The sequence below is a fragment of the Chitinophagales bacterium genome, from assembly GCA_020636535.1.
Lineage (GTDB): Bacteria > Bacteroidota > Bacteroidia > Chitinophagales > JADIYW01 > JADJSS01.
Map to the genome: position 1 here is coordinate 44,353 of JACJXT010000011.1, position 25,594 is coordinate 69,946.

The following is a 25,594-nucleotide window of genomic DNA, read 5'->3' on the forward strand; positions in this document are numbered from 1 at the left end:
TATACTAAAACCTCTTCAAAAACAAAAAATGCTTAACCAATATAGTTAAGCATTTTTGATATCATTGTAAATATACTTTTAGTATACGGTGTATCTTAAGTCTTCTACTTTGGCATTTTTAAGAATTGCATTTAGTAGTTGTTGGAATTGCATTTGATTGGCATAGTTGGTAGTAAATTGCTTTTGATAGTTGGCAATTTGCTCTTTGTCTGTTGCTGGTACTTCTCCAAATGTAGTTGGTTGTACTATAAAGACACCCATATTGCCTTTTACTGGTGTAGATAGTTTGTTTTCTTTTACTCCAAATGCTGCACCAACTGCAACTGGCTCATTTCCTGATGTGCCTAAAAATCCGCTTGAAAAACGAACCGCTACATCACTATTAACAGCAGCGTCTTTTACTTTTGTAGCAATAGCATTTAAGTCTGTTGTTCCTTTTGATGCACTGTTTAATTGTGTAGTAATGTCTTTTGCTTTTTTATCGTTGATTAAGATATAGCTTACTTCATCTTTAACATCTGCTACCGTTGCTAAACCTTCTGCTGTAATTTTATCTAGTTTTGCTACTACAAATTTATCGCTTAAATCAAAGAAATCTATTTTATCTGCTGCTTCTTGTTCAAAAGCCCATTGTACTACTTTTCTAGCTGCTCCAAGATTTTGAACATTTACATCGTTTTGCTGAACAGTAATGCTTCTTAATGCATTTTTTGTTTTGATTGCTTTATCAAATTTATCAGCAGTATTATTATTTTGTTGGAAAGCAACGGCTTCGTTATAAACTTTTTTCTGCGTTTCTTTTCCTGGTAATATTGGTTGAACAAAGTCTACTACTTGAACCAATTGTTTTGGACTTCTTGCATCTATTAATAAAATGATATGTAATCCAAATTGAGATTCTACTTTTGCAATTTGTCCTGGAACCATTCCGTAAAACACTTTATCGTTGAAAGGTTTAACCATAGTATTTCTTCCGAAGTAACCTAAGTCTCCACCTTTTTGTTTTGTGCCTTCGTCTTTAGTATTTTGGAAAGCAACATCACCAAAATTTGCTTTTCCTGATGCTAGTACTTGTATTAAACTGTCTGCTAGTTGATTTGCTGCTGCTTTTGCTTCGTCAGAACCATCGCCAAGTGATAATAAAATATGAGCCGCTCTAACTGTATCTGGTGCTACTCTTCTGTTAATTACTTTAGAAAAGACATATGCTCCGTTAGTAATATAAATGTCTGATGTTGCACCTGTAGCAATTGAGTTGAGTTTGTCCATATCTCTACCTGCTTGTTGCAATTCATCTAAAGAAAAATATAAATCGTTTGGTCCTTGAATAGAATTTCTTGCTAAGAATGCAGAATCATTAGGATCTTTATCGTACTCTGTTCTTAGTTTTTCAATTCTTGTAAGTGCTTCGCTAGAGTCATCTTTTGATGGTAAAATATCAAATACTACCATATCTAGTGTTCTAGTAGCTTTTTGCTCATATTGTTTTTTGTGCTTATCAATATACTCTTGAATTTCTTTGTCTGTAACTTTATATTTAGCATCGTCTAAGCTAGTATATGGTACTTCTAAGTAGTTAATTGTAGCAGATTGATTTGATTTTACGATGTCTTTCACCAAAAATTTTGGCAAATAATATGACTTAGCTACTAAGTTTAAGTACTTTGACTTAATCGTTTCTTCTTTTACTAAAGTTTCTATTTGTTGTATGGTTTGTCTTAGATTATTTGTTCCATCTGGATCATATTTGTCAATATTGGTCATTATTTCACGAGCTTTCGCTTCATCAATTTGACCAGTTCCTTGATCTACAGCTCCAAGTTGCATTAATAATCGTTGTGCTAATGGATGTGCTTTTTTAGAAGTCATTAACTGACCAATTTCTTGAAGCGTAACACCAATACCTAGTGATTTTAATGTCTTGCCAAGTATAGCTTGCATGGCAGTATTGTACCATACTTCGTCTCTAATTTGGCTACGCATTTCGTCATCTACTTGTATTTGTGGATTAATGAGTTTTAATCCATCTTCATAGTCTGTAACTTGTTGACTGTACTCTGTAGCAGAGATGTTGTGTCCGTTGATTTTTCCTACTGAATTTTTCTTACCACCTCTTAATGAATTAGACGGACTTTCTAAAGCTGCCTGTACTAAAAAGATTAACATTGCTAAAGCAATGAAAGTAAGTAATATCCATGATCTTTGTCTTATTTTACTAATAATAGCCATTCGTGTTGATATTTAAAGCGTTGCAAAAGTAATTGTTTTTTGTTTAATAATATAGATTGCGGTTAAAAATGTGGTTAAAAACGATATCAAATAAAGATAACTTAAGATTCCTTTTCTTCTAAAACCACCAATTTTACGGTTTCTATTTTGGTTTCAGAAACATCTAGTATCTTAAATTGATACTTGCCAATGGTAATCGTTTCATCTTTTTCTGGAATGGTTTCGGAGTGAGAAATAATAAATCCAGAGAGTGTTTCGTAATCTCCTTCAGGAATATTTAAATCGAACTCTTCGTTTAAATGGTCAATTTCTGTTCTTCCAGACAATAAAAACTCATTCTTTGCCAATTGGTTTTCTATGAGCTCATCTTTATCGTATTCGTCGTCAATTTCACCAAAAATTTCTTCTAAAATATCTTCTAAAGTAATTACACCAGCAGTGCCACCATATTCATCAACTACCCAAGCAATGTTTTTATGTTCTTTGATGAACTCATTCATTAGTTTCTGAATAAAGGTAGTTTCATTTACAATTTTAATTGGCATTAGTATATTGCTAATGTTCTTTGGATTTTTATGTAAATCGAAGTGATGTATATATCCTACAATTTTATCGATATTATCATCGTACACTAAAATTCTAGAATGATAGGTTGCTACAATTAAATTTTTTAATTCTTGAATAGATGCATTGATGTCTATTGCTGTAATTTCTCTTCTTGGCACCATGCAGTCTCTTACTCTGATGTTTTTTAAGTCGAGTACATTTTCAAAGAGTTCTTTGTCTACTTCGTGATGTTCTTCATCATCGTCTGACATATTTTCTTTTACATATTGTTCTAAATCTACAGTAGTAAATTCCATGCTTTTTTCACTGACTTTTACACCAAATAAATTGAGAAATGATTTGGTGATGAAGTTGATTAAAAGATATCCTGGATATAATAACCAATACAAGGAATTAAAAGGCAATGCAGCTACAGGTAAAATGGTATCGGCAAATGCTTTAAACATTACTTTTGGAATATATTCGCCTAAAAACAAAACAATTGTTGTAGAAATTAGTGTTTGTAGCAGCAAAATAATAAAATGTGATGCAATGAATTGTGCCAACCATGGTTCTATGATTTTAGCAAACACAATACCAAATACAATTAATACAATATTGTTACCTAGTAGTACCGTTACTATAAATTTTGATGGTTTTTTTACAAAGGTGTTCAGTATTTTTCCGTAGAAAGTTCCTCGTTGGTAAGCTAACTCTATTTTTAACTTATTGGCAGATAAGAAAGCAATTTCCATTCCTGAAAAAAATGCAGACAATGACAAAAGTATTACTATTAACAAGAATGAAGTCATATTGTAAGTGCTAAGTTACTATATCTTTTTAATTTTTATATCATCTAAAAGATTCGTCTTCGTTATAAGAAACAATGCCTGTAACTCTTTTTATACTATAGTTAGAAAAATCTTCTTTGGCATTTAAACCATAACCTGTAATAATATCATATGGTGTTTTTATACTTATTTTATCTTGGGCGTAAATAGTTTTGTTGATTAAATTCCAAACTAAATTTTCGGTTTTAAGTACTTCATGTTTATAGTTTTGCATAACGATATTGCCTTTAACTTCTATCGTTTGTTTAGTATCATCTAGAATACCATAATCTGCTGTAAGTACCGAAGTTAGTTTAAGTCCTTCATAAAACTTAACGACCATACCTTTTGTAAACTCTAGTTTATTTTGACTCTCAATATATCGTTTTACTGTTTTGGTAGTAATTTCTGCTCTTATAAATTCGTTTTCTTTATAAATTAGTTTTACACTATCTGCAATTTCTACACCAACCTCATCATCTTTAATCAGTGCATTAATAGTAGCAATATCATTTTCTTGGCAACTGATGCACATTATCAAAACAAAAAACAAATAAAAGTATTTTTTCATTATAATTACAAATGCAAAAGTAGAAATTAAACATTAAAAAGTGTTGAAATACAATGATATTCTCTACAAAGTTAGAAATCAGAGATTTGGTTACAACACCATTTCATTTGGCTACAACTACTTATGTTTGATGTTATACCTTTGTATCAACAAAAAGAAATAACATGAATGCAATTAAAATTTTAATCATTGTAACGAATATTAACCAATATGCTAGTGGAAATTTAGAAACTGGTTTGTGGTTGAGTGAGCTAACACATTTGTATCATGCTGCCGAAGCAAAAGGATATGACATTACTATTGCAAGTCCAAAAGGTGGCAATGTACCAATCGATCCAGAAAGTTTAAAAAAGATGATGCTCGACAAAGTTTCTGAAAATTATTTGAACGATAGCTCTTTTATGGATTTATTAAAAAACAGCAAAAGTTTAAAACAAATAGAAAACGAACAATTTGATGTGGTGTATTTAGCAGGTGGTCATGGCACGATGTACGATTTTCCTAACGATACTACCATGCAAAACATCATTGCAAAACAATATGAAGATGGAAAAATTGTATCGGCTATTTGTCATGGAGTAGGTGGTTTGTTGAATGTAAAATTATCTAATGGCGATTATTTGATAAAAAATAAAACGATTACAGGATTTAATTGGTTTGAAGAAAGCTTAGCAAAAAGAAAAAAAGAAGTGCCTTTCAATTTAGAAGCTGGTTTAAAAGAAAGAGGTGCTGATTATAAAAAAGCATTTATTCCAATGACTTCTTATGTAAAAGTTGATGGCAATTTAATTACAGGTCAAAATCCATTTAGTTCTAAAGAAATGGCAAAAGTAGTAATGGCAGAAATACTAAAACAAGTGAAGTAAAAACAATGCAAGTAATACTAGGAGCAAACGGACAAATTGGTGAAGAAGTAGCCAGAGAACTAAAACGAAACCATACTTCAGACATTCGTATTGTAGGCAGAAAGCCAACAAAAATAAATGATACAGACACTATTTTTGCTGCCGATTTAAGCATTAAAGCACAAGCCATTGAAGCAATAAAAGGTTGCGACATTGCTTATTTTACTTTAGGATTACCAATAAATACTGATTTATGGGAAGCACAATTTCCGTTAATACTACAAAATGTAATAGACGCTTGCAAAATCAATAAAACAAAATTAGTCTATTTCGATAATACTTATATGTATCCACAGAATGATAAAATACTAACAGAAGCTACTGCATTTGCACCAGTTGGCAGAAAAGGAAAAGTAAGAGCAAAAATGACACAATTATTGTTAAACGAAATGCAAGCTGGAAATATAGAAGCAGTCATTTGTAGAGCACCAGAATTTTACGGACCAGCAAAAACACAAAGCATCACCAATACATTAATCTTTAATAATATAAAAAACAATAAAAAATTAAAAGTACCATTAAGCGATAAAAAATTACGCAGTTTAATTTGGACACCAGATGCTAGTAGAGCAACAGCTTTAATTGGCAACACACCAAGTGCGTATAATCAAACATGGCATTTACCAATAGATAACAATCGATTGACTTATAAACAATTTATAGATTTAGTATCAAAAGCATATGATAAAAAATTAAGTTATATAATAATACCAAAATTTGTATTTAAAATAGGAGCAATGTTTAATCATAAGACAAAAGAATTATTAGAACTGTTGCCAAGATACGAACACAATAATATTTTTGATGACACAAAGTTTAGAAAACAATTTCCCAATTTTGTAGTTACTACTTACAAAGAAGGAGTGCAACAAATAAGAGATGAGCAATTATTATAATTACATATTTAATTATTCAAGTCCTTCGGACTTGTGCGTAATAGACTATCACAATGCCTCGAGTTACACACGAGGTTACTCACATTATAGTTCTTCGGACTATTATACCAATCAACTCGAAGAGTTGAACATCAGTAACCTGCAGTGCAACTGCAGGTATAAAGAACTACAGTTACAACCTGAAAGGTTGAATAAGCATAACCTACAGTGCAACTGCAGGTAAAACAAAAAACCAGAACATGAGTTATTATAAAATATATTATCATATTATTTTCGGAACCAAGCATAGAAAAATGACTATTTCAGAAGAAAACAGTCAAGCACTCTATAAGTATATACATGGAATAATCAAGAATAAAAAATGTAAACTATATCGTATCAACGGCATAGAAAATCATATTCATATATTAACAGATTTACATCCTACAATAGCTTTGTCAGACTTTGTAAAAGACATAAAAGTTGCTAGTAGTGTTTGGATGAAAAGCACTAATTTATTTCCAGATTTTGAAGGATGGCAAGAAGGTTACGGAGCATTTACTTATTCTTCCAATGAAAAAGATAAAATAATTAATTATATAAAAAATCAAAAAGAACACCATCAAACAAAAACATTTATAGAAGAGTATAAACAACTATTAATTGAAAACAATATTGATTTCGATGAAAAATATTTACTTTAATATCAACAAACAATGAATCAACCTATACACATAAAATCAATAACTGTACTACACGAATTATTGCAGATAGAAAAACCAAAACATCCTTTAATTAGTGTATTTGATTTTTCGAGTATTGTATCTAATGTAAGCAATTATTCCAACTTACAATTTACTTCAGATTTTTATGTGGTTGCTATAAAACAAGAGTGTACAGGAAAATTTAAGTACGGACAAAACTACTACGATTATGATGATGGTGTGATGTATTTCACAGCACCAAACCAAGTAGTACAATTTGAAGATATGTTGTTAGAAGTTATCAGAAGTAAAGTCCTAGTCATTCATCAAGATTTTTTATATGGATATACATTGGCTGCTACTATAAAAAACTACGGTTATTTTTCTTATGCTACCAACGAAGCACTTTTTCTATCAGTACAAGAAGAACAAGTAATTTTAGATATATTTGAAAATATCAGCAAAGAAATAAATGCTAATATAGATTCCTTTACACAAGATTTATTAATTTCTAATATAGAATTATTATTAAAATATAATGATAGATTTTACAACAGACAATTTCTAACAAGAAAAAAAGTCAATAGCGATTTATTCATTAAATTAGAAAGTTTATTAGACAATAGTTTTAAAAATGAAAATTTAGAACAATATGGCATTCCAAGTGTTCAATATATTGCCAATGAATTAAATTTAAGTCCAAATTATTTAAGTGATATGCTACGCGTTCAAACAGGACAAACAACACAACAACACATACAAAATAGACTAATTGATAAAGCAAAAGAATTATTAAGCACTACAAATTTATCGGTATCAGAAATTGCATATCAATTAGGTTTTGAACATTCGCAATCCTTTCATCGTTTATTTAAAAATAGAACAAACATTGCACCATTAGAATTTAGACAATCATTTAATTAATAAGATAAAAACAAATATAAAATGAATTTAGAAGAAGTATTAAATCACAGACGCTCAATTAGAGTGTTCGACAAAACAAAACCATTAGATACAGCAAAAGTAAAGCAATGCTTAGAATTAGCTACACTAGCACCAAACAGTTCTAATATGCAATTATGGGAATTTTATCATGTAACAGATGAAAAGTTAATGAAAGCAATTTCTCACGCATGCTTAGATCAAACAGCTACACAAACAGCTACACAAATTGTAGTCTTTGTTACCAGACAAGATAAACATAAGCAACGCTCTAAATTTGTTTTAGAATACGAAAGAGACAACATACTACGAAACAGTCCAAAAGACCGACAAGAAAAACGCATTAAAGACAGAGAGTTATACTACGGAAAAATTATGCCTTTATTATATACTAATTTTTTTGGTGCATTAGGCACCTTCAGAGTTGGATTAACCAAAGGTATTGGTTTGTTTAGAACCATTACCAGAGAAGTATCTGAAAACGATATGCGTGTAGTCGTACACAAATCAGCAGCTTTGGCAGCACAAACTTTTATGATAGCAATGGCAAACGAAGGTTACGATACTTGTCCATTAGAAGGATTTGACAGCAGAGTATTAAAGAAAGCATTAAAATTACCTGCAGGTGCAGAAATTAATATGGTAATGGCTTGTGGTATTAGAAAAGGCGAAGAAGGAGTTTTTGGAGATAGATGCCGAGTACCATTTGACGAAGTGTATAAGCAAATATAATATTGTATAGTTGGTCGTCATTCCAAAAAATTTCGTAGTACCACGAAGAAATTTATTTGGAATCTATTGTGTTACATGATTAAAATACAGCGTTATTCATAATGAAAACAACTACAAAATTTCTATTACTGTATAAATCTAAAATTTAAATTCATTAATGTTTTGATTATAGAATGGCATGTGTTATTTTAGTAACATAATATTAACACATGAAATATATCTCTCCACTAGAGCAATTTTATAAATGGGAAAAAGAACAAGCCGATAAATCGTTTTTTAGACAAGCATACAATGGCGAATGGCTACATATTAACTACGCAAATGCTGGACAAGAAATTAGAAAAATAGCCAACTATTTAATTAGTTTAAACTTACCTAAACAAAGCAAGATTGCTATCATTTCTAAAAATTGTGCTCATTGGGTGATGAGTGACTTAGCGATTATGATGGCTGGTCATGTGTCTGTGCCATTATATCCAACTATTACAGCAGAAACTATACAATATTGCTTAGAACACAGCGAAGCCAAAGTTTGTTTTGTAGGAAAACTCGATGAATGGCACAAACAACACAGTGGTGTTCCTAGTAGCGTTCAAGTAATTACATTTCCATATTGGGAAGAAAAAGGTGATGGTTATATTAATTGGAATACTATTTTAGACCAAACAGAAGCACTAAAAGAGCGTCCAATTTTACAACCAGAAGATTTACTAACTATTATTTATACTTCTGGAACAACAGGAATGCCAAAAGGTGTAATGCACAATGTACATGCCTTTGCTTTTGCTATTGATAATGCATTAAAAACCATAGGCGACCTTGGTCAAAATGATAGATTTTTCTCGTATTTGCCATTATCGCATATTGCAGAACGCATGTTGGTAGAAATGGGAGCAATTTCTACAGGTAGTTCAATTTCTTTTGCAGAATCTTTAGATACTTTTGCCAATAATTTACAGGAAACACAACCAACTATCTTTTTTGCTGTTCCTAGAATTTGGACCAAATTTCAAATGGGAATATTAGCTAAAATGCCACAAAACAGATTGAATATTTTACTAAAAATTCCAATTCTAAATAACATCATCAAAAATAAAATTAAAGCTGGATTAGGTTTAGATAAAGCCAAATACATTTTTAGTGGAGCAGCTCCTTTGCCTAAAGCAACATCAGATTGGTTTGAAGCGTTGGATATTGTAATTAATGAAGCGTATGCTATGACCGAAAATTGTGCTTATTCACATATCAATTTACCTAATAAAAGAAAAGTTGGTTCTGTTGGTACTTCTTTGCCTTTTAACGAAGTAAAATTAACAGAAGAAGAAGAAATTTTAGTAAAAAGCGATGCTGTAATGATTGGCTACTACAAAGATGAAGAAAAAACCAAAGAAACAATTACTGCTGATGGATTTTTATGTACTGGCGACCAAGGCAAAATTGATGCTGCTGGATTTCTAACAATTACTGGTAGAGTTAAAGATATTTTTAAAACCGATAAAGGAAAATATGTTGCTCCAGCACCTATTGAAAACGAATTATCTAAAAACACATTGATAGAACAAGTTTGTGTTGTAGGTGCTAATTTACCACAAACTATTGCTTTAATTGTTTTGGCAGAAGATGCCTTGCACTTAGATAAAAACGATATTGCCAACCAATTACAATCAACCATTAAAGAAGTAAACACACAATTAGACAAACACGAAAAAATGAAGAAAGCAGTAATTATGCGAGAAGCATGGACTGTAGAAAATAATTTATTGACACCAACACTTAAAGTAAAAAGAAATATATTAGAAAAAGCAAAAGAACAACATTATCAAACATGGTATGAACATACAGATGTTGTTGTTTGGGAAGTGTAGAAATAAGTTTTTCGTCTTAGCGAGTTTACGAAGCTATCTATTATTAGATTACCACACTTTTTTGTTCTCCGAAAATGTGGCAATCTAAAACAAACAATCTATTAGAACAGCTTACTGTATATGATAAATACCTAATCGTGGATTTTTCTCTTTAAACTTTGCAAATGGTTCAAAATTGGAATATATAAATAAAATATTATCATTTATATAAGATCTGCTAGTATATAATAGCGATTTTTCTCCTTCGTTTTTAAATGCTTCTTTTATTTCTATTTGTTGATTTGGTGTAACTTTCATTTGATAGCAAGTCGCATCTTTAAAATCTTTAGCAGAGAGTATGCCCATAAAATATTTACTGAATCCTTTTTTAACATTGCCATTAGTAAACAAATACAAATCATTATCAATAGTAGTATAAATACAAGAAATAAATTGAGCAACTGATGATGTTTGTTCTTTTGGCAAATAAGAAATGCCTTCTAAGCTTAATGAGTCATCAAAACTAAAAACAACATTAGCATACGAATTATAAATAACAGATGTATTACCAAATCCACCACTATGATAACCACCACCAATTGCTCCACCAAAAAAACCACCAGAAGTATAGCCACCAGATTCTATTTCTTTAAAATATTCTAATACTAAATAAAAACCATTGTCTTTTCTTTGTTTAGTGTAGTTAATTTTAAAACTAGGGCTCATATGCTTTGTATTGGCAACTTCATTCACCTCTTTTTTATGAAACTGTTCCAAAGTAGTTTGGTTAATTGCAAAGTTTCTATTAGTAATTACATCTCCGTTAGTATTTAAAATTAAAGCACCAACACCTTTAATGTATTCTTCGCTAGAAAAAATGCTTTTAATTGTATATAATACATTTAATTTGTCATTGTTGCTTTTTGTAAAGTAGACTTCGTTATAGTAATAATTTGGATTGAGTGTATGTAACTTCTTTAATTCATTATTTTTAACTGTATATATTGAATATTTATATTTTGGAACATAAGCAAAATAGTTTTTTTCTTTTGGATTTTCTGGTTCTACAAATTCTTTCAAAATAAAAAATACTTCATTATCAATAGAGGTGATAGACACCCAATTAGTTGTTCCATAGTCATTGTCGTAATTATAAAATTCTTTTTTTATTAATTTGAATTTTTTATCAAAGTAATACAACATTAATTCTTTATGGTCATCGTTTTTATACGCATATTTATCGCCTTTAAGCGTTCTTTCAATTACTAATACTATTTGATCTTTTAAATACACAAATTTTGCTAGATGATATTCAAAAGTTTCATCTGTAATATTTTCAAAAACAGTTTGATTAACTTGCTCTAATGATGTATCTAGTGTAACTAAGCTTAACTCATAATTGTCTTTTTCAGTTTCAATACTTGCCATCATCACAAAAGTATTATTGTAAAAAGCAATATCAGACAGATTATATTCTTCTTCAAAAGTGATGTCTCTTTCTATCGTTCTTTGGAAGTCGGTAGTAGTTCGAGAAATACTTTTTAGTTTTAAATCTCTGTTGATATAACCATATCCTTTTAATGGTTCAGATACATTATAATAGTATATAAAACTACTATCTGCATATAAAATATCATAAATTTTATCTGTTCTTTTAGAGTCCATTTCATCACTCCACAATAATTGAGCTTCAACAGTTATAAAACTCATTACTAATAAAAACAATAGGATAGTATATTTCATTTAAGCAATTTTTATAATTTGACAAATATAAACAAAACAAATGCCAAATTATATACGCTCTTTACTTTAACTGTGTTTCAAAATAAGACATCATTCTATCAAAAGCTGTTTTTGCTTGTTTATTTCTAAAAAACAAATGCGGAATTCCATGTGGCAACCAATATTTATAATCTTCTAGCTTATCGCCTAATTCTTCTTCTAGTGCTTTAATTCTTGATGCTGGACAAAAAGGATCTAAGTGTACAAAGTGTCCTTGTATTTTATTCTGCACCAAAGCAGCACAACCTTTAGGAAAACCACTGCCTTTTCTTCCAAAAGAATGATGAAAAACTACTGGTGCTTTTACTTCTGGTCTAATAGCTGCATGCAATACAAAACCACCAGTAAGACATTGGCCAATAACGCCCATTTGTTCTTCGTCTACTTCATCAAATGCTTTGAACTGATCTAGTATTTCAAAAAACTCATTTAATGGAGCATTGTTCGTAGCATGATTATTTCTAATGGCTTCATCAATTAAAAAACGCACACAATATTTTTGCATATTAATGCTACCAGAATATAAATCAGGAATAATGACATTAAAGTTACCTTCTGCTGCAATTATTTTTGCTGATTGATGTGTTGCCTCTTGTATTCCTGTTAAATCTGGAAGAAAAATAATACCAGGTCGTTTTTCATTGCTATTAGCTTGATAATAATAGCACGACATATCTCTGGTCATTAATGGAAGTGTAATTTTTTTCATTGTTAATCGTTTTTATTTAATATTGATTTTGTTAAATCATTTAGCGTTTCTACTTTAGTTTTAAAATCGCTTTGTAGTGTTTTTCTATACGCATTCATGTTTTGTAGCAAGTCGTCTATTTCCTCTGGAATAATCGCTTCAAAAAACTGTCGCAGTTGCTTTGCCATAGTTGGTGATTTTCCGTTTGTAGAAATAGCCAATTTTAAATCGCCTTTAGTTACAATTCCACCTAAATAAAAATCACATAGTGCTGGCGTATCTGCTACATTTACTAATATATTATTTTGTTTTGCTGCTTGATATATTGTTTGATTCACTACAGTATCATTTGTAGCAGCAATAATTAGTTGATACTGTATAATATCAGATACTTCAAATTGTTTTATATTTGATTTAACTTTATCTTTATTTTTTATAAGTGAAAGAATATCATCACTAATTGTTTTAGCTACAATAGTAATATTCGCTTGTGGCGAACTCTTTAGTAAGAAAGACAGTTTTTCTAAAGCAACGCTTCCTCCACCAACAACTAGAATTCTAATATTTTCTGTTTTAATAAATATTGGATAAAGTGTATTCACACAATAAAGAACGATATTTTATTTCAAAATAATGACATAATTCACTCAAAAATTAGTTCTCGTATAAAGTATTTGTAAAATAAATTTTATATTTCGGATATTTTTATCTGAATATGATATTTATCATGGATTTTAAATAAGAAGTAGTATAAATTCAACAAAAATTAAATCAATTTGTTATGAGAAATTATCATTTATTTATTCTTATCATAATTACATTAGCATTTAGTGCTTGTAATAATAAGTCATCAGAAGAAGGAAATAGCAATACAAACACTACTACATCAGAAACAAAAGGACAGTCTGCTGTCGTAGATGAAGTTTCAGATCCAAATGCATTACAATTAGCAGAGTCATTAGAAGATTTTTCTAGTTTGGTACAAGCTATTAAAAAAGCAGGCGTAGAAGATGCAGTAGTAAACGCTGGACCACTAACTATTTTTGCTCCAACAAACGAAGCTTTTGCTAAACTACCAGAAGGTACGGTTGATGAATTATTTAAACCAGAAAACAAAGCAAAACTAGCTCATATACTAACCAATCATGTTGCACCAGCAAATTATCCAATTGAGCAATTAAGCAAAGAAGCAGAGAAAGGAAGAAAATTGTATATGGCCTCTGGTAATTATTTAGATGTTGTAGAAAAAGATGGTAAAATAACAGTAGGTGGATTTGAAATCGTAAAATCTGTAAAAGTAAGTAATGGCTGGATACATGTAATAAATGATGTAATTGTTCCTAGCAATTAATAAATATTTCTAATATAATAAATCAATTAAAAAATGAAAAAATTAATTAAACAAACACTAGACAAGAGTATTTACCTGCTTGTCTTAACAATTTCACTAGTAGTATTTAGTTGTAGTAGCAACAAAAGTAGCGAAGAAGATGCTATGTCTGACTACTCTACCGAAGAAAGTAGCGATGCCGTAACTGAAACCACTACCGATGGTGTAGACAAAGGCGTTGGTCCTATTACAAGTCTTTCTTTAGAAGATATTAACGAAACTATGGCTCATGAAGGAGAAGAATTATTTACTACAAAATGTTCAGCTTGTCATAAAATAGATAAAAGATTCGTTGGTCCTGCTTTAGCTGGAGTTACCGAAAGAAGAGCTCCAGAGTGGATTATGAATATGATTTTAAATCCAGAAGTTATGGTAGAACAAAACGAAGCGGCTAAAGCTTTATTAGCAGAATATTTATCTCCAATGGCAAATCAAAATCTTACAGAAGAAGAAGCTAGAAAGATTTTAGAATATTTTAGATTAACTGATAAAAAATAATCATATGAAAACAATAAAAATATTATTGCCATTTTTAACACTAATATTGTTATTTGGCAGTTGTAGTAAAAAAGGTAAGAAGAGTGGTGGTGCTTTAGCTGGAGATGTAGCAGAAAAAGTTTATGTTGCTCCTGGAGAACACGACGAATTTTATGCTTTCATTTCTGGTGGATTTAGTGGTCAACTATCTGTTTATGGTTTGCCTTCAGGTCGTTTATTTAAAGTAATTCCTGTTTTCTCTTTAGATGCAGAAAAAGCATATGGCTTTAATGAAGAAACGAAACCTATGTTAAATACTTCTTTTGGTTTTGTGCCTTGGGATGATGCTCACCATCCAGATATTTCTCAAACAAATGGAGAGTTAGACGGAAGATGGTGTTTTATAAACGGAAACAATACACCAAGAATAGCAAGAATAGACTTAAGTACTTTTGAAACAGCAGAGATTATTGAAATACCAAATAGTGCTGGTAACCATAGTTCTTCTTTTATTACAGAAAACACAGAATATGTAGTAGCTAGTACTAGATTTAGTATTCCAATTCCACAAAAAGATATGCCTATTAGCGAGTACAAATCTAACTTTAAAGGAACAATGAGTTTTATTTCTGTTGATAAAGAAACAGGAAATATGGACATCAAGTTTCAATTACTAATGCCAGGATTTGACTACGATTTATCTCATCCAGGTAGAGACAAATCTCATGGTTGGTTTTTCTTTACTACTTATAATACAGAAGAAGCTAACTCTCTTTTAGAAGTAAATGCATCGCAAAACGATAAAGATTTTATTGCTGCTGTAAATTGGAAAAAAATTGAAGAATATGTAAATAATGGTGGTGGTAAAAAAGTAGCTGCTAAGTATGCTCACAATGTTTATAATGATCATACACATACTGCTACAAGTACAATAAAAGATCAAGTAGTAATGGTAGATCCTAGAGATGTTCCAGGTGCTATTTTCTTTTTACCAACACCAAAATCGCCTCATGGCTGTGATGTAGATCCTTCTGGAGAATATATTGTTGGTAGCGGAAAACTAGCAGCAGAACTTACAGTACACTCATTTTCTAAAATGCTTAAAGCAATTGAAGGCAAAAAATTTGATGGTGAAGCATATGGTATTCCTATCTTAAAATACGACGAAGTATTGGCTGGTGTGGTTAAACAACCAGGTTTAGGACCATTACATACAGAGTTTGATGGTAAAGGATACGCTTATACTACTTTCTTTATTTCTTCTGAAGTTGTAAAATGGAAATTAGGTACTTGGGAAGTTGTTGATAGAAAACCAACTTATTACTCTGTTGGTCACTTAATGATTCCTGGTGGTAATTCAAGAAAACCATTTGGAAAATATTTAGTAGCAATGAATAAAATTACTAAAGATAGATATTTACCTACTGGACCAGAAGTTAATCAATCAGCACAGTTGTATGATATTTCTGGAGATAAAATGGAATTATTATTAGATTTTCCTACTATTGGAGAACCACACTATGCTGCAGGTTGTCCTGCGAGTTTATTAACCGATAAATCTAAAAAAATATATAAATTAGAAGATAATAAACACAAGTATGCTATTACTAAAGAAGCAGATGCTAAAGTAGTAAGAAGTGGCAATGAAGTACATATATATATGTCTATGATTCGTTCTCACTTTGCACCAGATAATATAGAAGGTATTCAAGTTGGCGATAAAGTGTATTTCCATGTAACTAATCTAGAACAAGATTATGATGTGCCACATGGTATTTCTATGATTGGAGCAAATACTTCCGAGCTATTAATTATGCCAGGACAAACCGAAACATTTATTTGGGAACCAAAACAAGTAGGTGTTTGGCCATTTTATTGTACCGATTTTTGCTCTGCATTACATCAAGAAATGCAAGGTTATGTAAGAGTTTCTCCAAAAGGTTCGAGTACACCAATATCCTATACTTTGGATGGTGAATCAACCTCAGGTAAATAGTTTTTTCATTTTCAATGTAAGGGTGTAATAGTATTTATTGCATCCTTACTTTTTTTAACTTAAAATTTTATCAGATGAAAAAGTCTAAAATCATAATGCTTATAGCAGCAAGTTTACTGCTAACATTATTCATCTTTCCATTATGGAACATTACACTAGAAGCACCTCAATATCCTGACCCTATTGGTATGAATATTCATATTAATAAAATTGCCGACATGAATCCTCACGATATTCAAAATATCAATTTAATGAATCACTATGTTGGCATGAAAGATATTCCAGAAAACATGTTAGAGTTTTCAATATTTCCAATTGTAGTAGTAACGATGTTTGTTTTGGGTATTTTATTTGCCATTACAGGAAATTATAGACTCTTTTTAATTTGGTTTGTGCTAATGAGTTTATTAGGCATTGCTGGTATGGTCGATTTTTATATGTGGGAACATGACTACGGAACTAATCTTAGTCAAACAGCAGCTATAAAATTTACCAATGAAGATGGAACACCAATGGCTTATCAACCACCACTATTTGGAACAAAAACAATACTAAATTTCGTAGCACATTCTTATCCACGACTTGGTGCTGTTGCATTAATCTTATCTATAGGATTATCTTTAGTAGCGTTTATATTTGGTAAAAATGAAAACAAAAAACTATGAAAAACTTTTTATTTATAACTACTATTACTGCTTTATTAACAGCGTGTACGGTTAAACCACAAGCTATTGATTATGGTAACGACCAATGTTCTTACTGTTCTATGAACATCGTTGATAATACTCATGCATCTCAAATAGTAACAGATAAAGGCAAACAATACAAATATGATGCTATTGAATGTTTAGTGAATGATATGCTTAATTTTGATGAAGCAAATTTAGCTTATATTCTAGTAGCCGATTATAATAATGCAGGAAAAATGTTGAATGCAAAAGAAGCAACTTATTTAATAACTAAATCTATTAAAAGTCCAATGGGTGCATTTTTATCTGGATTTAAAAACAAAGCTGAAGCAGAAAAAGCATTGGCTCAAAATGAAGGTTCTTTTTATAATTGGACAACTATCAAGCAAGAAATCCAAAGATAAAACATGAAAATAATTATAAGTATTATTTTTATCTTTCAATTGTATTGTCTTCAAGCAAAAACAATTACAGTAGGTAAAACATATACTATTAAAACACTTTCAAATGCTATAGCTATTGCAAATCCATCAGACACTATTAAAATAAAAAAAGGTACTTATCAAGAAAAGACAATAGTTATTACTAAGCCAATTCATATTATTGGAGAACAAGGTGTTATTATTGATGGAAACAATATGGAAGGCATATTGGTTAAAAATACCAATAATTTTAGTATTAAAAATATACATATAAAAAATATCAAAGTAAGTTATGTGAAAGACTTGGCTGCAATAAAAATTAACCATTGCAATAATTTTACTATTGAACAAGTAACTATTACCAATACTTTTTTTGGTATACATATAGAAAAATCTAAAAATGGAGTAATAAGATATAACACGGTTTCTAGTAAAAAAACTAAAAATGAAGCAGGCACAGGAAATGGTATTCATGCTTGGCATTGCGATAGTATAGATATTTACAACAATAAAGTATTTAATATGCGTGATGGTATTTACTTTGAATTCGTTACCAACAGCAAAATATATAATAATAACAGTTATGATAATATAAGATATGGTTTGCACTATATGTTCTCTAATGATGATGTATATTACAACAATACTTTTAAAAACAATGGTGCAGGCGTAGCCGTAATGTTTTCTAAGTATATAAAAATGTACAACAACGCATTTATTAATAATTGGGGACCAAATGCCTACGGCTTGCTACTAAAAGAAATTTACGATGCAGAAATTTACGACAATCTATTTGAAGAAAACACAACTGCTATAAATATTGAAGGAAGCAACAGAGTCAATTATAAAAAAAATATATTTAAAAATAATGGTTGGGCTGTAAAAATTGTAGGTGCTTGTTATGCTAATAAATTTAATTATAATGATTTTTTAAATAATGCTTTAGATGTTTCTTACAGTTCTAGAATTAATGACAACCAATTTGCTAAAAACTATTGGAGCGATTATTCTGGTTATGACTTAAATAGAGATGGCATTGGAGATGTTCCTTATAGTCCAGTAAAATTATTTTCATATATTGTAAGCGAAATTCCACAGGCATTGGTTTTATTGAGAAGTTTATTTATAGACATTATCAATTTCTCAGAAAAAATTTCGCCCATATTTACACCAAAAAATGTAAAAGACAATGAACCTATTTTAAAACCAATCAATGATAAAAATACAGCACTTAAATAAAAAGTTTGATAAACTAGAGGTTTTAAAAGACTTAAATTTAGAAATACAACAAGGTGGTATTTTTGCAATTTTAGGACCAAATGGTTCTGGCAAAACAACGCTTATTAAATGTATTTTAGGTATGGTTATTCCAAATAGTGGTACTATCTTATATCAAGATAAAAATATAATTGGCGAATGGAACTATAGAAAGAACTTATTGTACTTACCACAAATTGCTAATTTTCCACCAAACCTAACCGTACAAGAAATAATTAATATAGTAAAAAATATTAGAAATACAAATAGTAATGAAAAATATTTAATTGAACAATTTGGCATAATTCCTTTCTTAAATAAGAAACTACAACATCTTTCTGGAGGAACTAAACAAAAAGTAAATCTAGTACTTACTTTTATGTTTGAAGCCGACTTAATTATTTTAGATGAACCTACAAGTGGTTTAGATCCAATAGCACTCATTCAGTTGAAAAAAATAATTCAAGAAAAAAAAGACAAAGGCAATACTATTTTTGTTACTTCACACATTATGAGTTTTGTAGAAGAAATTGCCGATAATATTGTTTTTCTTTTAGATGGAAATATATATTTTAAAGGGAATATTATAGAACTTAAAACATCTACACAATCAAACACATTAGAACAAGCTATTGCTACACTATTAAGTAAAAATTAAAATGATAAAAATATTAAAATATAGTTTATACGATTTACTTCGAAGTCATTGGAGTTATGTTTATTTTGGTTTTTATTTATTATTAGGATTCGTATTACTTTTTCTAAACAACGATGTTTCTAAAGCAGTAATTACACTCATGAACATAATTGTAGTATTAACACCATTAATTGCTACAATTTTTGGCGTAATGTATTACTACAACTCCAAAGAATTTACAGAACTCTTACTAGCACAACCCATTACTAGAAGAAAAATTATACTAGGACAATACATAGGCGTAGCATTGTCATTGTCGTTGAGTTTATTACTTGGCTTAGGCATTCCTTTTATTATTTACGGATTGTTTAACTCTAGTGCATTAAGTAATTTTTTATTATTGATATTGGCTGGTTGTTTCTTAAATTTTATATTTGTAGCAATAGCATATAATATTGCATTATCAAACGACAACAAAATTGTTGGTTTTAGTTTTGCCATATTATTATGGTTGATTTTTGCTGTAGTCTACGATGGTATATTTTTAATTTTACTTTTTGCATTTAACGAATATCCATTAGACAAATTTTCTTTAGTTGCCATGATGTTTAATCCAATAGATTTATCTAGAGTATTAATTTTATTAAAGCTAGATATTTCTGCATTGCTAGGATATACAGGAGCAGTATTTAAAAAGTTTTTCGGAACACCAATCGGATTAATAATACCTATTATAGTTTTATCACTTTGGATAATACTACCAGTTTGGCGATTATCTTATAAACTAAAAAAGAAAGACTTTTAAATTTAATCTATAATAAATATTATATTTTATAATATAACTATGGTGTTTGTTGTGTTAAAAAAATAAATATTACCATTTCATTTGGGTTTATCTTTTCACAAAATAACGAGGGTCAATTTTTTAACTTTTCATTATTTTGATGTCGCTCTACATCTCTTTTGGTTTTCTTCTCTAAGTTTTTCTTTAATGTATCAGTCAAATCAATATTGGTCTGATTGGCTATACAAATCAACACAAATAAAACATCTGCTAATTCATCTGCTAAGTTTTTGTCTTTATCACTTGCTTTAAAAGATTGTTCACCATATTGTCTAGCAATTATTCTTGCCACTTCGCCAACTTCTTCTGTAAGAATTGCCATATTGGTTAACTCATTAAAATATCGTACACCATTTGTTTTTATCCAATTGTCTACTACAGATTGTGCTTCTTGAATTGTCATATCCATTAAAATTATAAAAAAGGGTTTAATTTCTGTATTTTTGAAACCATCAAAACATAAAAATGAACAAAATTATATTAATAACAGGTGCAACTTCTGGTTTTGGTAAAGCAACAGCCGAACTTTTTGCTAAAAATGGTTGGCATTGCATCATTACAGGAAGAAGACAAGAACGATTGAATCGGTTAGAAAAAGAATTAATAGAACAATATAATATAAATGTATTATCTTTGTGTTTTGATGTTAGAAATCTCGATGAAGTAAAACAAGCCATTAATAGCTTATCTGATGATTGGAAAAAAATAGATGTTCTAGTAAATAACGCTGGATTGGCTGCTGGAAAAGGACCAATTCAAGAAGGCGCATATGATGATTGGGAACAAATGATAGATACCAATGTAAAAGGTTTGTTGTACATGATGAGAGAAGTAGCTCCTTTAATGATTACTAGAAAACAAGGTCATATTATTAATATTGCATCTTTAGCTGGTTGGGAAGCTTACGGTGGAGGCAATGTGTATTGTGGTACAAAACATGCTGTTAGAGCTATTTCTAGAAGTGCTAGAATAGATTTACTACAAGACAATATAAAAGTATCAGTGTTAAGTCCTGGTGCTGCAGAAACAGAATTTTCTCTAGTACGATTTAAATGGAACGAAACAAAAGCAGCTTCTGTTTACGATGGATTTAAACCATTAGAAGCCATAGATATTGCCAATGGTATTTACTACATCGCTACACAACCAGCACATGTTTGTATAGAAGAAGTTTTTATGTTGCCAACAGCACAAGCAACAGCAACTACTGTAGTAAAAAACAATTCCTAATTAAAATTGTTATTTTTGTAGCATGGAAAATTCAACAGTAAAAGTGCCTGTTATGATTTATAACGAGGCAACACCAAATCCAAATACATTAAAATTTGTTCTAAATAGAATTATATACGATAAAGGAAGTGCCGAGTTTAACGACAAAGCAGCAACGGAAAAATCTGACTTAGCTAAAATTTTGTTTGATATTGATGGCATTACTAGTGTTTTTATTAGTGGACAATTTGTTACTCTTGGAAAAGAAGAAAATTTAGTTTGGGCAGAATTAGTACCTACTATTAGACAAACACTAACTACCTTTTTTAGTAATGATGATGCTAAAGCCATTGCTGATGATTATGTAAAACCAACACATGTTGCTAGCAACGAAATTACTACTGACGATAATGAAGTAGTAGTAAAAATAAAAGCAGCACTAGACAAATATGTAAAACCTGCGGTAGAAATGGATGGTGGAAACATTAGTTTTGTTTCGTTTAACCAAGGCATACTTACCTTACAATTACAAGGATCATGTAGTGGTTGTCCATCTTCTAGTGTAACACTTAAACAAGGCATTGAAAATTTACTACAAAAATTTGTACCAGAAGTAAAAGCAGTCGTTGCAGAAAACGAATAGACAGAACGCATTTGTTTTTTTAAATAAATAGTTTAAATTTAAGTACTATATTGTTTCACTTAAAAAAATAAACTATGGTTATCAATTGGCTTTCAGTAGTATTAGCAGCTTTTTCTACATTAGTAGTTGGCTTTATTTGGTATGGTCTTTTATTTAAAAATGCATGGATACAAGCATCTGGTGTTACAGAAGAAAAAATGAAGCAAGCACCACATCCTGCAATAATATATGGAATAACATTTGTTTTAGCACTAATTATTGCTGTTGGTTTACAAAAACAAATTATTGGTTTACATTTATTTATAGATAAAATGAAAGGCGGAAATGGCATTATTTCAGAGCAACCATTTTTTCATGGTGCTTGGCATGCTTTTCAAAGTGCTTTTTTCTATGGACTAATACCTGCACTTGTAATAAATGCTTTGTTTGATATAAGAAATTGGAAATATATTTTAATTAATGTAGGATATTGGCTTGTTGCTGTTAGTATAATGGGCGGTATTATCGGAATAATGGGATAAAAGAGATATTCTAATTTGTCAGTCTAGACTATTTTCCATATCTAGAAAAGAGCGTAATCGTTTACTGGTATTAGTTTGTATTATTGGTCAGTTTGTTTTAATCGGACTTAGGTTGATAAAGTTAAACGACTCTACCATTTTTGTTGTATTTTTTTAGATTATACTAAATAAAAACTGGTATATATATTATTTTGGTATTTTAACAGCGTATATTTCTCCTGTTTTATTGTAGAGTTTGTCGTTGCGTATCCATTGGTTATAATGTCTAATCATTTTATAGGAAGTTCCGTATGACTTAGCAAAGTCTACCCAATTAACACTACTATCTACATTTACAGTATAGTATTCTAACTCTGGATATTTATCTTCTTCTAGTAAGCTAAAGCCAAATCCTTCTGGATTTTCATATATCATTTTAAGTGCTAAGATTCTAAATACATATCTACTAGTTTCGCTATTCAAATATAAATCGTAGTAACTCATTTGTTGCTGACTGCTTAGTCGACTTGTTACTCCAGCAGTTCCCATGTTGTAACCAGCAGCAGCAGCTGTCCATGTACCAGTAGTTTCTAATGCATTTTTTAAGTACTTACATGCTGCTCTTGTAGATTTTTCTAAATCGTAGCGTTCATCAACATCGCTATTTACTTTTAAGCCATATTGTGCCGCTGTTGTTTTCATGAATTGCCAATAACCTGCGGCTCCAGCACTAGAAACCACTTCATCTAAACCACTTTCTGCCATACATAAGTATTTAAAATCGTCTGGAACGCCTTCTTCTTTTAAAATTTTTTCTATGGTTGGAAAAAATCTTTTGCTTCTTTTCAACATCAAAAGAGTAGATGAATGCCAATTAGCATTTACGATTAATTCTCTATCTAGTCGTTCTCTTACTTCTATATCATTTAACGGCACTGGTTCTCCTGCAAAATCTAGCTTGGTTGGCAATTTTACTGCGTAATGTTGTGCACCTTTAAGTGGTACTTCTTGCATATTGGTATTGCCTTTGCTTATAAACGGCACATAAATTCCGTATTTATCTGCTGTTGACCTTATAAATAAAAAAGCGACTATTGCTAATGCAAATCCGAAAAATATATTTTTTATGTTTTTATTCATTTTATTTTTTCTTATAAATTGGTACTGTAGAACACGCTTCGCCAAAAAACAAACTCTTTACTACAGGAATTAATTTCTTACTAATCTCAATAAACGCTGCTTCCTTTACTTTATTATTGCCACAACCTTTTATTACAATTCTTTCATCGATAAAATTTGTAGCATTTATTGATTGTATATTTTGTAGCAACAATTTTTGTTCCAAACTTTCTTTGGTATCAAAATAAATTTGAGGCGTAACTTTTATTAAGTATTGTGCTACTAGCATATACGCCCATTTTGGAATGATGGCATCTGTAGAACAAAATACAGCTACTGTTTTATCTTGATATTGTGTCCAGTTGTGTTCTTTTAACTGTGTTCTAAATTCTTTTTCTTTGAGTATAAGTTCTTTAAACAGAAATGGCTTCATATCAAAAACTACAATCTCTTGCTGCGACAAATAGTCTTCGAGATTGATAGTAATGATACCACTTTCTGCTACTTTGTTTAATAAACTCATTATTTTACAATGATAATAATAAAATTGAGAAAAAGAAACGATTGTAGTGATATTGTATTTGAGTTTATTATTTCGGTTGGTGAGGACACACAACCGATAAGAAAGATTTTTTATTATTTCGATTGATGATGACACACACCGATAAGAAAGATTTCTGTTTTCGCAGGAATGACGAGTGCAATCTAAACAAATAAAAAAGTCCTTCATCAAAAAAAGATAAAGGACTTCAATATATATTAAAATCTATGTTGTTAGAACTTAATTGCTTTTTGGTCTTTTGCTTTATACCAATTTGCAGTATATCCTAAGTTAACACCAATTACATCTCTAAACTGAACTTTTTCTGTAATTGTACCATCATCTTCTGTAAACTTGGTATCATAATCCCAAACTAATTGAGTAAATATATTTGCAGATAACCAAGAAGTTACTTTTAATCCAATAGTAGTTTGCCAATCGATATCTATGTTTTTTCCTGGTTTTGGATTTAAATAATCTTTATACGCTTTAAATATAGAGCTAAGATTAATTCTGTCGATAAAAGTTTGATTGTAAGTTGCAATTAAAACAGCACCTAACTCTTTTTTTACTTTTTCTGGATAAATATTACCATAAGTATTGGTCATTGCAATAGCATCATCTGCTACAAAAACAAATTTGGTTGCTAATGGCGAAAGGAATAAAGAGAAATATTGATTTGGTACATAATCGAAACCGACAGCCCATTCTAAAGTCATAGGAGAACCCATTTTAGATACTACAGAATCTTGATTAGCATCTACAACACTTGGTACTTTAGTTGGAGCAAACTGCGAACGCAAATCTACATAGGTAGAAGCATACCATTTTTTAGATATTTGATAGCCATATTTAGAAAATAATTCCCAACGGTCGGCACTTTTAGAAAGTTCCCAATTTTTATCATCATTTTTTAAAAACTGAATACCATATTCTGCTGCAAACCAATTTTGCATTAAGTGTTTGCCTCTTTTATAATCAGCATATACTCTACCATTAAACAATAAAGATACTGCTGGCGTTCCACCTGCAGCCCAATTTACAAAACCCGCTTGATTAAAATTAATACCACCTGTTTCACCAATTTTCCAACCTTCTAAAGTATCGGTTAATTTTTTCTTGTCTTCATCGGTCATTGCTTTGCCTACAATTTCTTTCTCTATTTGTGCATAAGTAGAAAAAGAAATTAATACCAATAATAAAAACGCAAATTTTTTCATTC

The 25,594-nt window shown here is 30.2% G+C and carries 27 protein-coding genes; 17 read left to right on the forward strand and 10 right to left on the reverse strand.

Features of this window, described 5'->3' with window-relative positions:
- Nucleotides 1–78: 78 nt before the first annotated feature.
- From H6553_00530 to lptC, 3 genes are all read right to left on the reverse strand, one after another.
- Nucleotides 79–2,229, reverse strand: coding sequence for a peptidylprolyl isomerase (locus H6553_00530; protein ID MCB9032301.1), 2,151 nt, complete (start codon nt 2,227–2,229; stop codon nt 79–81).
- Nucleotides 2,230–2,330: 101 nt separating this feature from the next.
- Nucleotides 2,331–3,587, reverse strand: a complete 1,257-nt coding sequence (locus H6553_00535) for an HlyC/CorC family transporter (protein ID MCB9032302.1) — start codon at nt 3,585–3,587, stop codon at nt 2,331–2,333.
- Between the two features lie 40 nt (nt 3,588–3,627).
- Nucleotides 3,628–4,176 carry an LPS export ABC transporter periplasmic protein LptC gene (lptC, locus tag H6553_00540; protein MCB9032303.1) on the reverse strand — a complete coding sequence of 183 codons (549 nt, stop codon included), beginning with the start codon at nt 4,174–4,176 and terminating at the stop codon, nt 3,628–3,630.
- 164 nt (nt 4,177–4,340) lie between these two features.
- Between lptC and H6553_00545 the strand changes: the two genes are divergently transcribed.
- The 6 genes from H6553_00545 (at nt 4,341) to H6553_00570 (ending at nt 10,199) form a co-directional block, all read left to right on the forward strand.
- Nucleotides 4,341–5,042 carry a type 1 glutamine amidotransferase domain-containing protein gene (locus H6553_00545; protein ID MCB9032304.1) on the forward strand — a complete coding sequence of 234 codons (702 nt, stop codon included), beginning with the start codon at nt 4,341–4,343 and terminating at the stop codon, nt 5,040–5,042.
- 5 nt (nt 5,043–5,047) lie between these two features.
- The gene (locus H6553_00550) at nt 5,048–5,977 is read left to right on the forward strand and encodes an NAD-dependent epimerase/dehydratase family protein (protein ID MCB9032305.1); all 930 of its coding nucleotides are present in this window, start codon (nt 5,048–5,050) and stop codon (nt 5,975–5,977) included.
- A 239-nt stretch (nt 5,978–6,216) separates the two neighbouring features.
- Nucleotides 6,217–6,660: an IS200/IS605 family transposase gene (tnpA, locus tag H6553_00555; GenBank protein MCB9032306.1), complete on the forward strand. Its 444-nt coding sequence runs from the start codon at nt 6,217–6,219 to the stop codon at nt 6,658–6,660.
- Nucleotides 6,661–6,672: 12 nt separating this feature from the next.
- Nucleotides 6,673–7,584 carry a helix-turn-helix transcriptional regulator gene (locus tag H6553_00560; GenBank protein MCB9032307.1) on the forward strand — a complete coding sequence of 304 codons (912 nt, stop codon included), beginning with the start codon at nt 6,673–6,675 and terminating at the stop codon, nt 7,582–7,584.
- A 21-nt stretch (nt 7,585–7,605) separates the two neighbouring features.
- Complete coding sequence (locus H6553_00565) at nt 7,606–8,334, forward strand: nitroreductase family protein (GenBank protein ID MCB9032308.1); 729 nt, start codon at nt 7,606–7,608, stop codon at nt 8,332–8,334.
- Between the two features lie 209 nt (nt 8,335–8,543).
- Entirely contained in the window at nt 8,544–10,199 is a 1,656-nt protein-coding gene (locus H6553_00570) for an AMP-binding protein (GenBank protein ID MCB9032309.1), read from the forward strand.
- 111 nt (nt 10,200–10,310) lie between these two features.
- Here the strand turns inward: H6553_00570 and H6553_00575 are convergent, their stop codons facing one another.
- From H6553_00575 to H6553_00585, 3 genes are all read right to left on the reverse strand, one after another.
- Nucleotides 10,311–11,921, reverse strand: a complete 1,611-nt coding sequence (locus tag H6553_00575; GenBank protein ID MCB9032310.1) for a hypothetical protein — start codon at nt 11,919–11,921, stop codon at nt 10,311–10,313.
- A 61-nt stretch (nt 11,922–11,982) separates the two neighbouring features.
- Nucleotides 11,983–12,669 carry a dienelactone hydrolase family protein gene (locus tag H6553_00580; GenBank protein MCB9032311.1) on the reverse strand — a complete coding sequence of 229 codons (687 nt, stop codon included), beginning with the start codon at nt 12,667–12,669 and terminating at the stop codon, nt 11,983–11,985.
- A 2-nt stretch (nt 12,670–12,671) separates the two neighbouring features.
- The gene (locus H6553_00585) at nt 12,672–13,250 is read right to left on the reverse strand and encodes a bifunctional precorrin-2 dehydrogenase/sirohydrochlorin ferrochelatase (GenBank protein ID MCB9032312.1); all 579 of its coding nucleotides are present in this window, start codon (nt 13,248–13,250) and stop codon (nt 12,672–12,674) included.
- A gap of 179 nt (nt 13,251–13,429) precedes the next feature.
- On the opposite strand from H6553_00585, the gene H6553_00590 reads away from it, so the two are divergent.
- From H6553_00590 to H6553_00625, 8 genes are all read left to right on the forward strand, one after another.
- Nucleotides 13,430–13,999: a fasciclin domain-containing protein gene (locus tag H6553_00590; protein ID MCB9032313.1), complete on the forward strand. Its 570-nt coding sequence runs from the start codon at nt 13,430–13,432 to the stop codon at nt 13,997–13,999.
- A gap of 144 nt (nt 14,000–14,143) precedes the next feature.
- On the forward strand, nt 14,144–14,536 hold the full coding sequence (locus H6553_00595) for a cytochrome c (GenBank protein ID MCB9032314.1): 393 nt from the start codon (nt 14,144–14,146) through the stop codon (nt 14,534–14,536).
- Nucleotides 14,537–14,540: 4 nt separating this feature from the next.
- Nucleotides 14,541–16,511: a Sec-dependent nitrous-oxide reductase gene (gene nosZ / locus H6553_00600; GenBank protein MCB9032315.1), complete on the forward strand. Its 1,971-nt coding sequence runs from the start codon at nt 14,541–14,543 to the stop codon at nt 16,509–16,511.
- A 74-nt stretch (nt 16,512–16,585) separates the two neighbouring features.
- Nucleotides 16,586–17,176, forward strand: a complete 591-nt coding sequence (locus tag H6553_00605; GenBank protein ID MCB9032316.1) for a hypothetical protein — start codon at nt 16,586–16,588, stop codon at nt 17,174–17,176.
- Complete coding sequence (locus H6553_00610; protein MCB9032317.1) at nt 17,173–17,604, forward strand: nitrous oxide reductase accessory protein NosL; 432 nt, start codon at nt 17,173–17,175, stop codon at nt 17,602–17,604. The genes H6553_00605 and H6553_00610 overlap by 4 nt, the downstream gene beginning before the upstream one ends.
- 3 nt (nt 17,605–17,607) lie before the next feature.
- Nucleotides 17,608–18,861: a nitrous oxide reductase family maturation protein NosD gene (nosD, locus tag H6553_00615; GenBank protein MCB9032318.1), complete on the forward strand. Its 1,254-nt coding sequence runs from the start codon at nt 17,608–17,610 to the stop codon at nt 18,859–18,861.
- Nucleotides 18,836–19,537, forward strand: coding sequence for an ABC transporter ATP-binding protein (locus H6553_00620; GenBank protein MCB9032319.1), 702 nt, complete (start codon nt 18,836–18,838; stop codon nt 19,535–19,537). Before nosD ends, H6553_00620 begins: the two co-directional genes overlap by 26 nt.
- A 1-nt stretch (nt 19,538) precedes the next feature.
- Nucleotides 19,539–20,321: an ABC-2 transporter permease gene (locus tag H6553_00625; protein ID MCB9032320.1), complete on the forward strand. Its 783-nt coding sequence runs from the start codon at nt 19,539–19,541 to the stop codon at nt 20,319–20,321.
- 112 nt (nt 20,322–20,433) lie between these two features.
- Here H6553_00625 and H6553_00630 read toward each other — a convergent pair whose 3' ends face one another.
- A complete protein-coding gene (locus H6553_00630) occupies nt 20,434–20,763 on the reverse strand; it encodes a nucleotide pyrophosphohydrolase (GenBank protein ID MCB9032321.1) in 330 nt (109 codons plus the stop codon).
- A gap of 62 nt (nt 20,764–20,825) precedes the next feature.
- Between H6553_00630 and H6553_00635 the strand changes: the two genes are divergently transcribed.
- From H6553_00635 to H6553_00645, 3 genes are all read left to right on the forward strand, one after another.
- Nucleotides 20,826–21,590, forward strand: a complete 765-nt coding sequence (locus H6553_00635) for an SDR family NAD(P)-dependent oxidoreductase (GenBank protein MCB9032322.1) — start codon at nt 20,826–20,828, stop codon at nt 21,588–21,590.
- Nucleotides 21,591–21,612: 22 nt separating this feature from the next.
- A complete protein-coding gene (locus tag H6553_00640) occupies nt 21,613–22,212 on the forward strand; it encodes a NifU family protein (GenBank protein ID MCB9032323.1) in 600 nt (199 codons plus the stop codon).
- Between the two features lie 74 nt (nt 22,213–22,286).
- Entirely contained in the window at nt 22,287–22,733 is a 447-nt protein-coding gene (locus tag H6553_00645; protein MCB9032324.1) for a DUF1761 domain-containing protein, read from the forward strand.
- A 186-nt stretch (nt 22,734–22,919) separates the two neighbouring features.
- Here H6553_00645 and H6553_00650 read toward each other — a convergent pair whose 3' ends face one another.
- The 3 genes from H6553_00650 to H6553_00660 form a co-directional block, all read right to left on the reverse strand.
- Nucleotides 22,920–23,852 (reverse strand): lytic transglycosylase domain-containing protein, encoded by a 933-nt coding sequence (locus tag H6553_00650; GenBank protein MCB9032325.1) that lies wholly within the window; start codon nt 23,850–23,852, stop codon nt 22,920–22,922.
- Nucleotide 23,853: 1 nt separating this feature from the next.
- On the reverse strand, nt 23,854–24,354 hold the full coding sequence (locus tag H6553_00655; protein ID MCB9032326.1) for a DUF2480 family protein: 501 nt from the start codon (nt 24,352–24,354) through the stop codon (nt 23,854–23,856).
- Nucleotides 24,355–24,605: 251 nt separating this feature from the next.
- On the reverse strand, nt 24,606–25,592 hold the full coding sequence (locus tag H6553_00660; protein ID MCB9032327.1) for a DUF3078 domain-containing protein: 987 nt from the start codon (nt 25,590–25,592) through the stop codon (nt 24,606–24,608).
- Between the last annotated feature and the right edge of the window lie 2 nt (nt 25,593–25,594).

Coding starts and splice junctions, on each gene's coding strand:
- H6553_00530 (MCB9032301.1), bottom strand. CDS start 2,229: ATGGCTATTATTAGTAAAATAAGACAAAGATCATGGATATTACTTACT.
- H6553_00535 (MCB9032302.1), bottom strand. CDS start 3,587: ATGACTTCATTCTTGTTAATAGTAATACTTTTGTCATTGTCTGCATTT.
- lptC (MCB9032303.1), bottom strand. CDS start 4,176: ATGAAAAAATACTTTTATTTGTTTTTTGTTTTGATAATGTGCATCAGT.
- H6553_00545 (MCB9032304.1), top strand. CDS start 4,341: ATGAATGCAATTAAAATTTTAATCATTGTAACGAATATTAACCAATAT.
- H6553_00550 (MCB9032305.1), top strand. CDS start 5,048: ATGCAAGTAATACTAGGAGCAAACGGACAAATTGGTGAAGAAGTAGCC.
- tnpA (MCB9032306.1), top strand. CDS start 6,217: ATGAGTTATTATAAAATATATTATCATATTATTTTCGGAACCAAGCAT.
- H6553_00560 (MCB9032307.1), top strand. CDS start 6,673: ATGAATCAACCTATACACATAAAATCAATAACTGTACTACACGAATTA.
- H6553_00565 (MCB9032308.1), top strand. CDS start 7,606: ATGAATTTAGAAGAAGTATTAAATCACAGACGCTCAATTAGAGTGTTC.
- H6553_00570 (MCB9032309.1), top strand. CDS start 8,544: ATGAAATATATCTCTCCACTAGAGCAATTTTATAAATGGGAAAAAGAA.
- H6553_00575 (MCB9032310.1), bottom strand. CDS start 11,921: ATGAAATATACTATCCTATTGTTTTTATTAGTAATGAGTTTTATAACT.
- H6553_00580 (MCB9032311.1), bottom strand. CDS start 12,669: ATGAAAAAAATTACACTTCCATTAATGACCAGAGATATGTCGTGCTAT.
- H6553_00590 (MCB9032313.1), top strand. CDS start 13,430: ATGAGAAATTATCATTTATTTATTCTTATCATAATTACATTAGCATTT.
- H6553_00595 (MCB9032314.1), top strand. CDS start 14,144: ATGTCTGACTACTCTACCGAAGAAAGTAGCGATGCCGTAACTGAAACC.
- nosZ (MCB9032315.1), top strand. CDS start 14,541: ATGAAAACAATAAAAATATTATTGCCATTTTTAACACTAATATTGTTA.
- H6553_00605 (MCB9032316.1), top strand. CDS start 16,586: ATGAAAAAGTCTAAAATCATAATGCTTATAGCAGCAAGTTTACTGCTA.
- H6553_00610 (MCB9032317.1), top strand. CDS start 17,173: ATGAAAAACTTTTTATTTATAACTACTATTACTGCTTTATTAACAGCG.
- nosD (MCB9032318.1), top strand. CDS start 17,608: ATGAAAATAATTATAAGTATTATTTTTATCTTTCAATTGTATTGTCTT.
- H6553_00620 (MCB9032319.1), top strand. CDS start 18,836: ATGATAAAAATACAGCACTTAAATAAAAAGTTTGATAAACTAGAGGTT.
- H6553_00625 (MCB9032320.1), top strand. CDS start 19,539: ATGATAAAAATATTAAAATATAGTTTATACGATTTACTTCGAAGTCAT.
- H6553_00630 (MCB9032321.1), bottom strand. CDS start 20,763: ATGACAATTCAAGAAGCACAATCTGTAGTAGACAATTGGATAAAAACA.
- H6553_00635 (MCB9032322.1), top strand. CDS start 20,826: ATGAACAAAATTATATTAATAACAGGTGCAACTTCTGGTTTTGGTAAA.
- H6553_00640 (MCB9032323.1), top strand. CDS start 21,613: ATGGAAAATTCAACAGTAAAAGTGCCTGTTATGATTTATAACGAGGCA.
- H6553_00645 (MCB9032324.1), top strand. CDS start 22,287: ATGGTTATCAATTGGCTTTCAGTAGTATTAGCAGCTTTTTCTACATTA.
- H6553_00650 (MCB9032325.1), bottom strand. CDS start 23,852: ATGAATAAAAACATAAAAAATATATTTTTCGGATTTGCATTAGCAATA.
- H6553_00655 (MCB9032326.1), bottom strand. CDS start 24,354: ATGAGTTTATTAAACAAAGTAGCAGAAAGTGGTATCATTACTATCAAT.
- H6553_00660 (MCB9032327.1), bottom strand. CDS start 25,592: ATGAAAAAATTTGCGTTTTTATTATTGGTATTAATTTCTTTTTCTACT.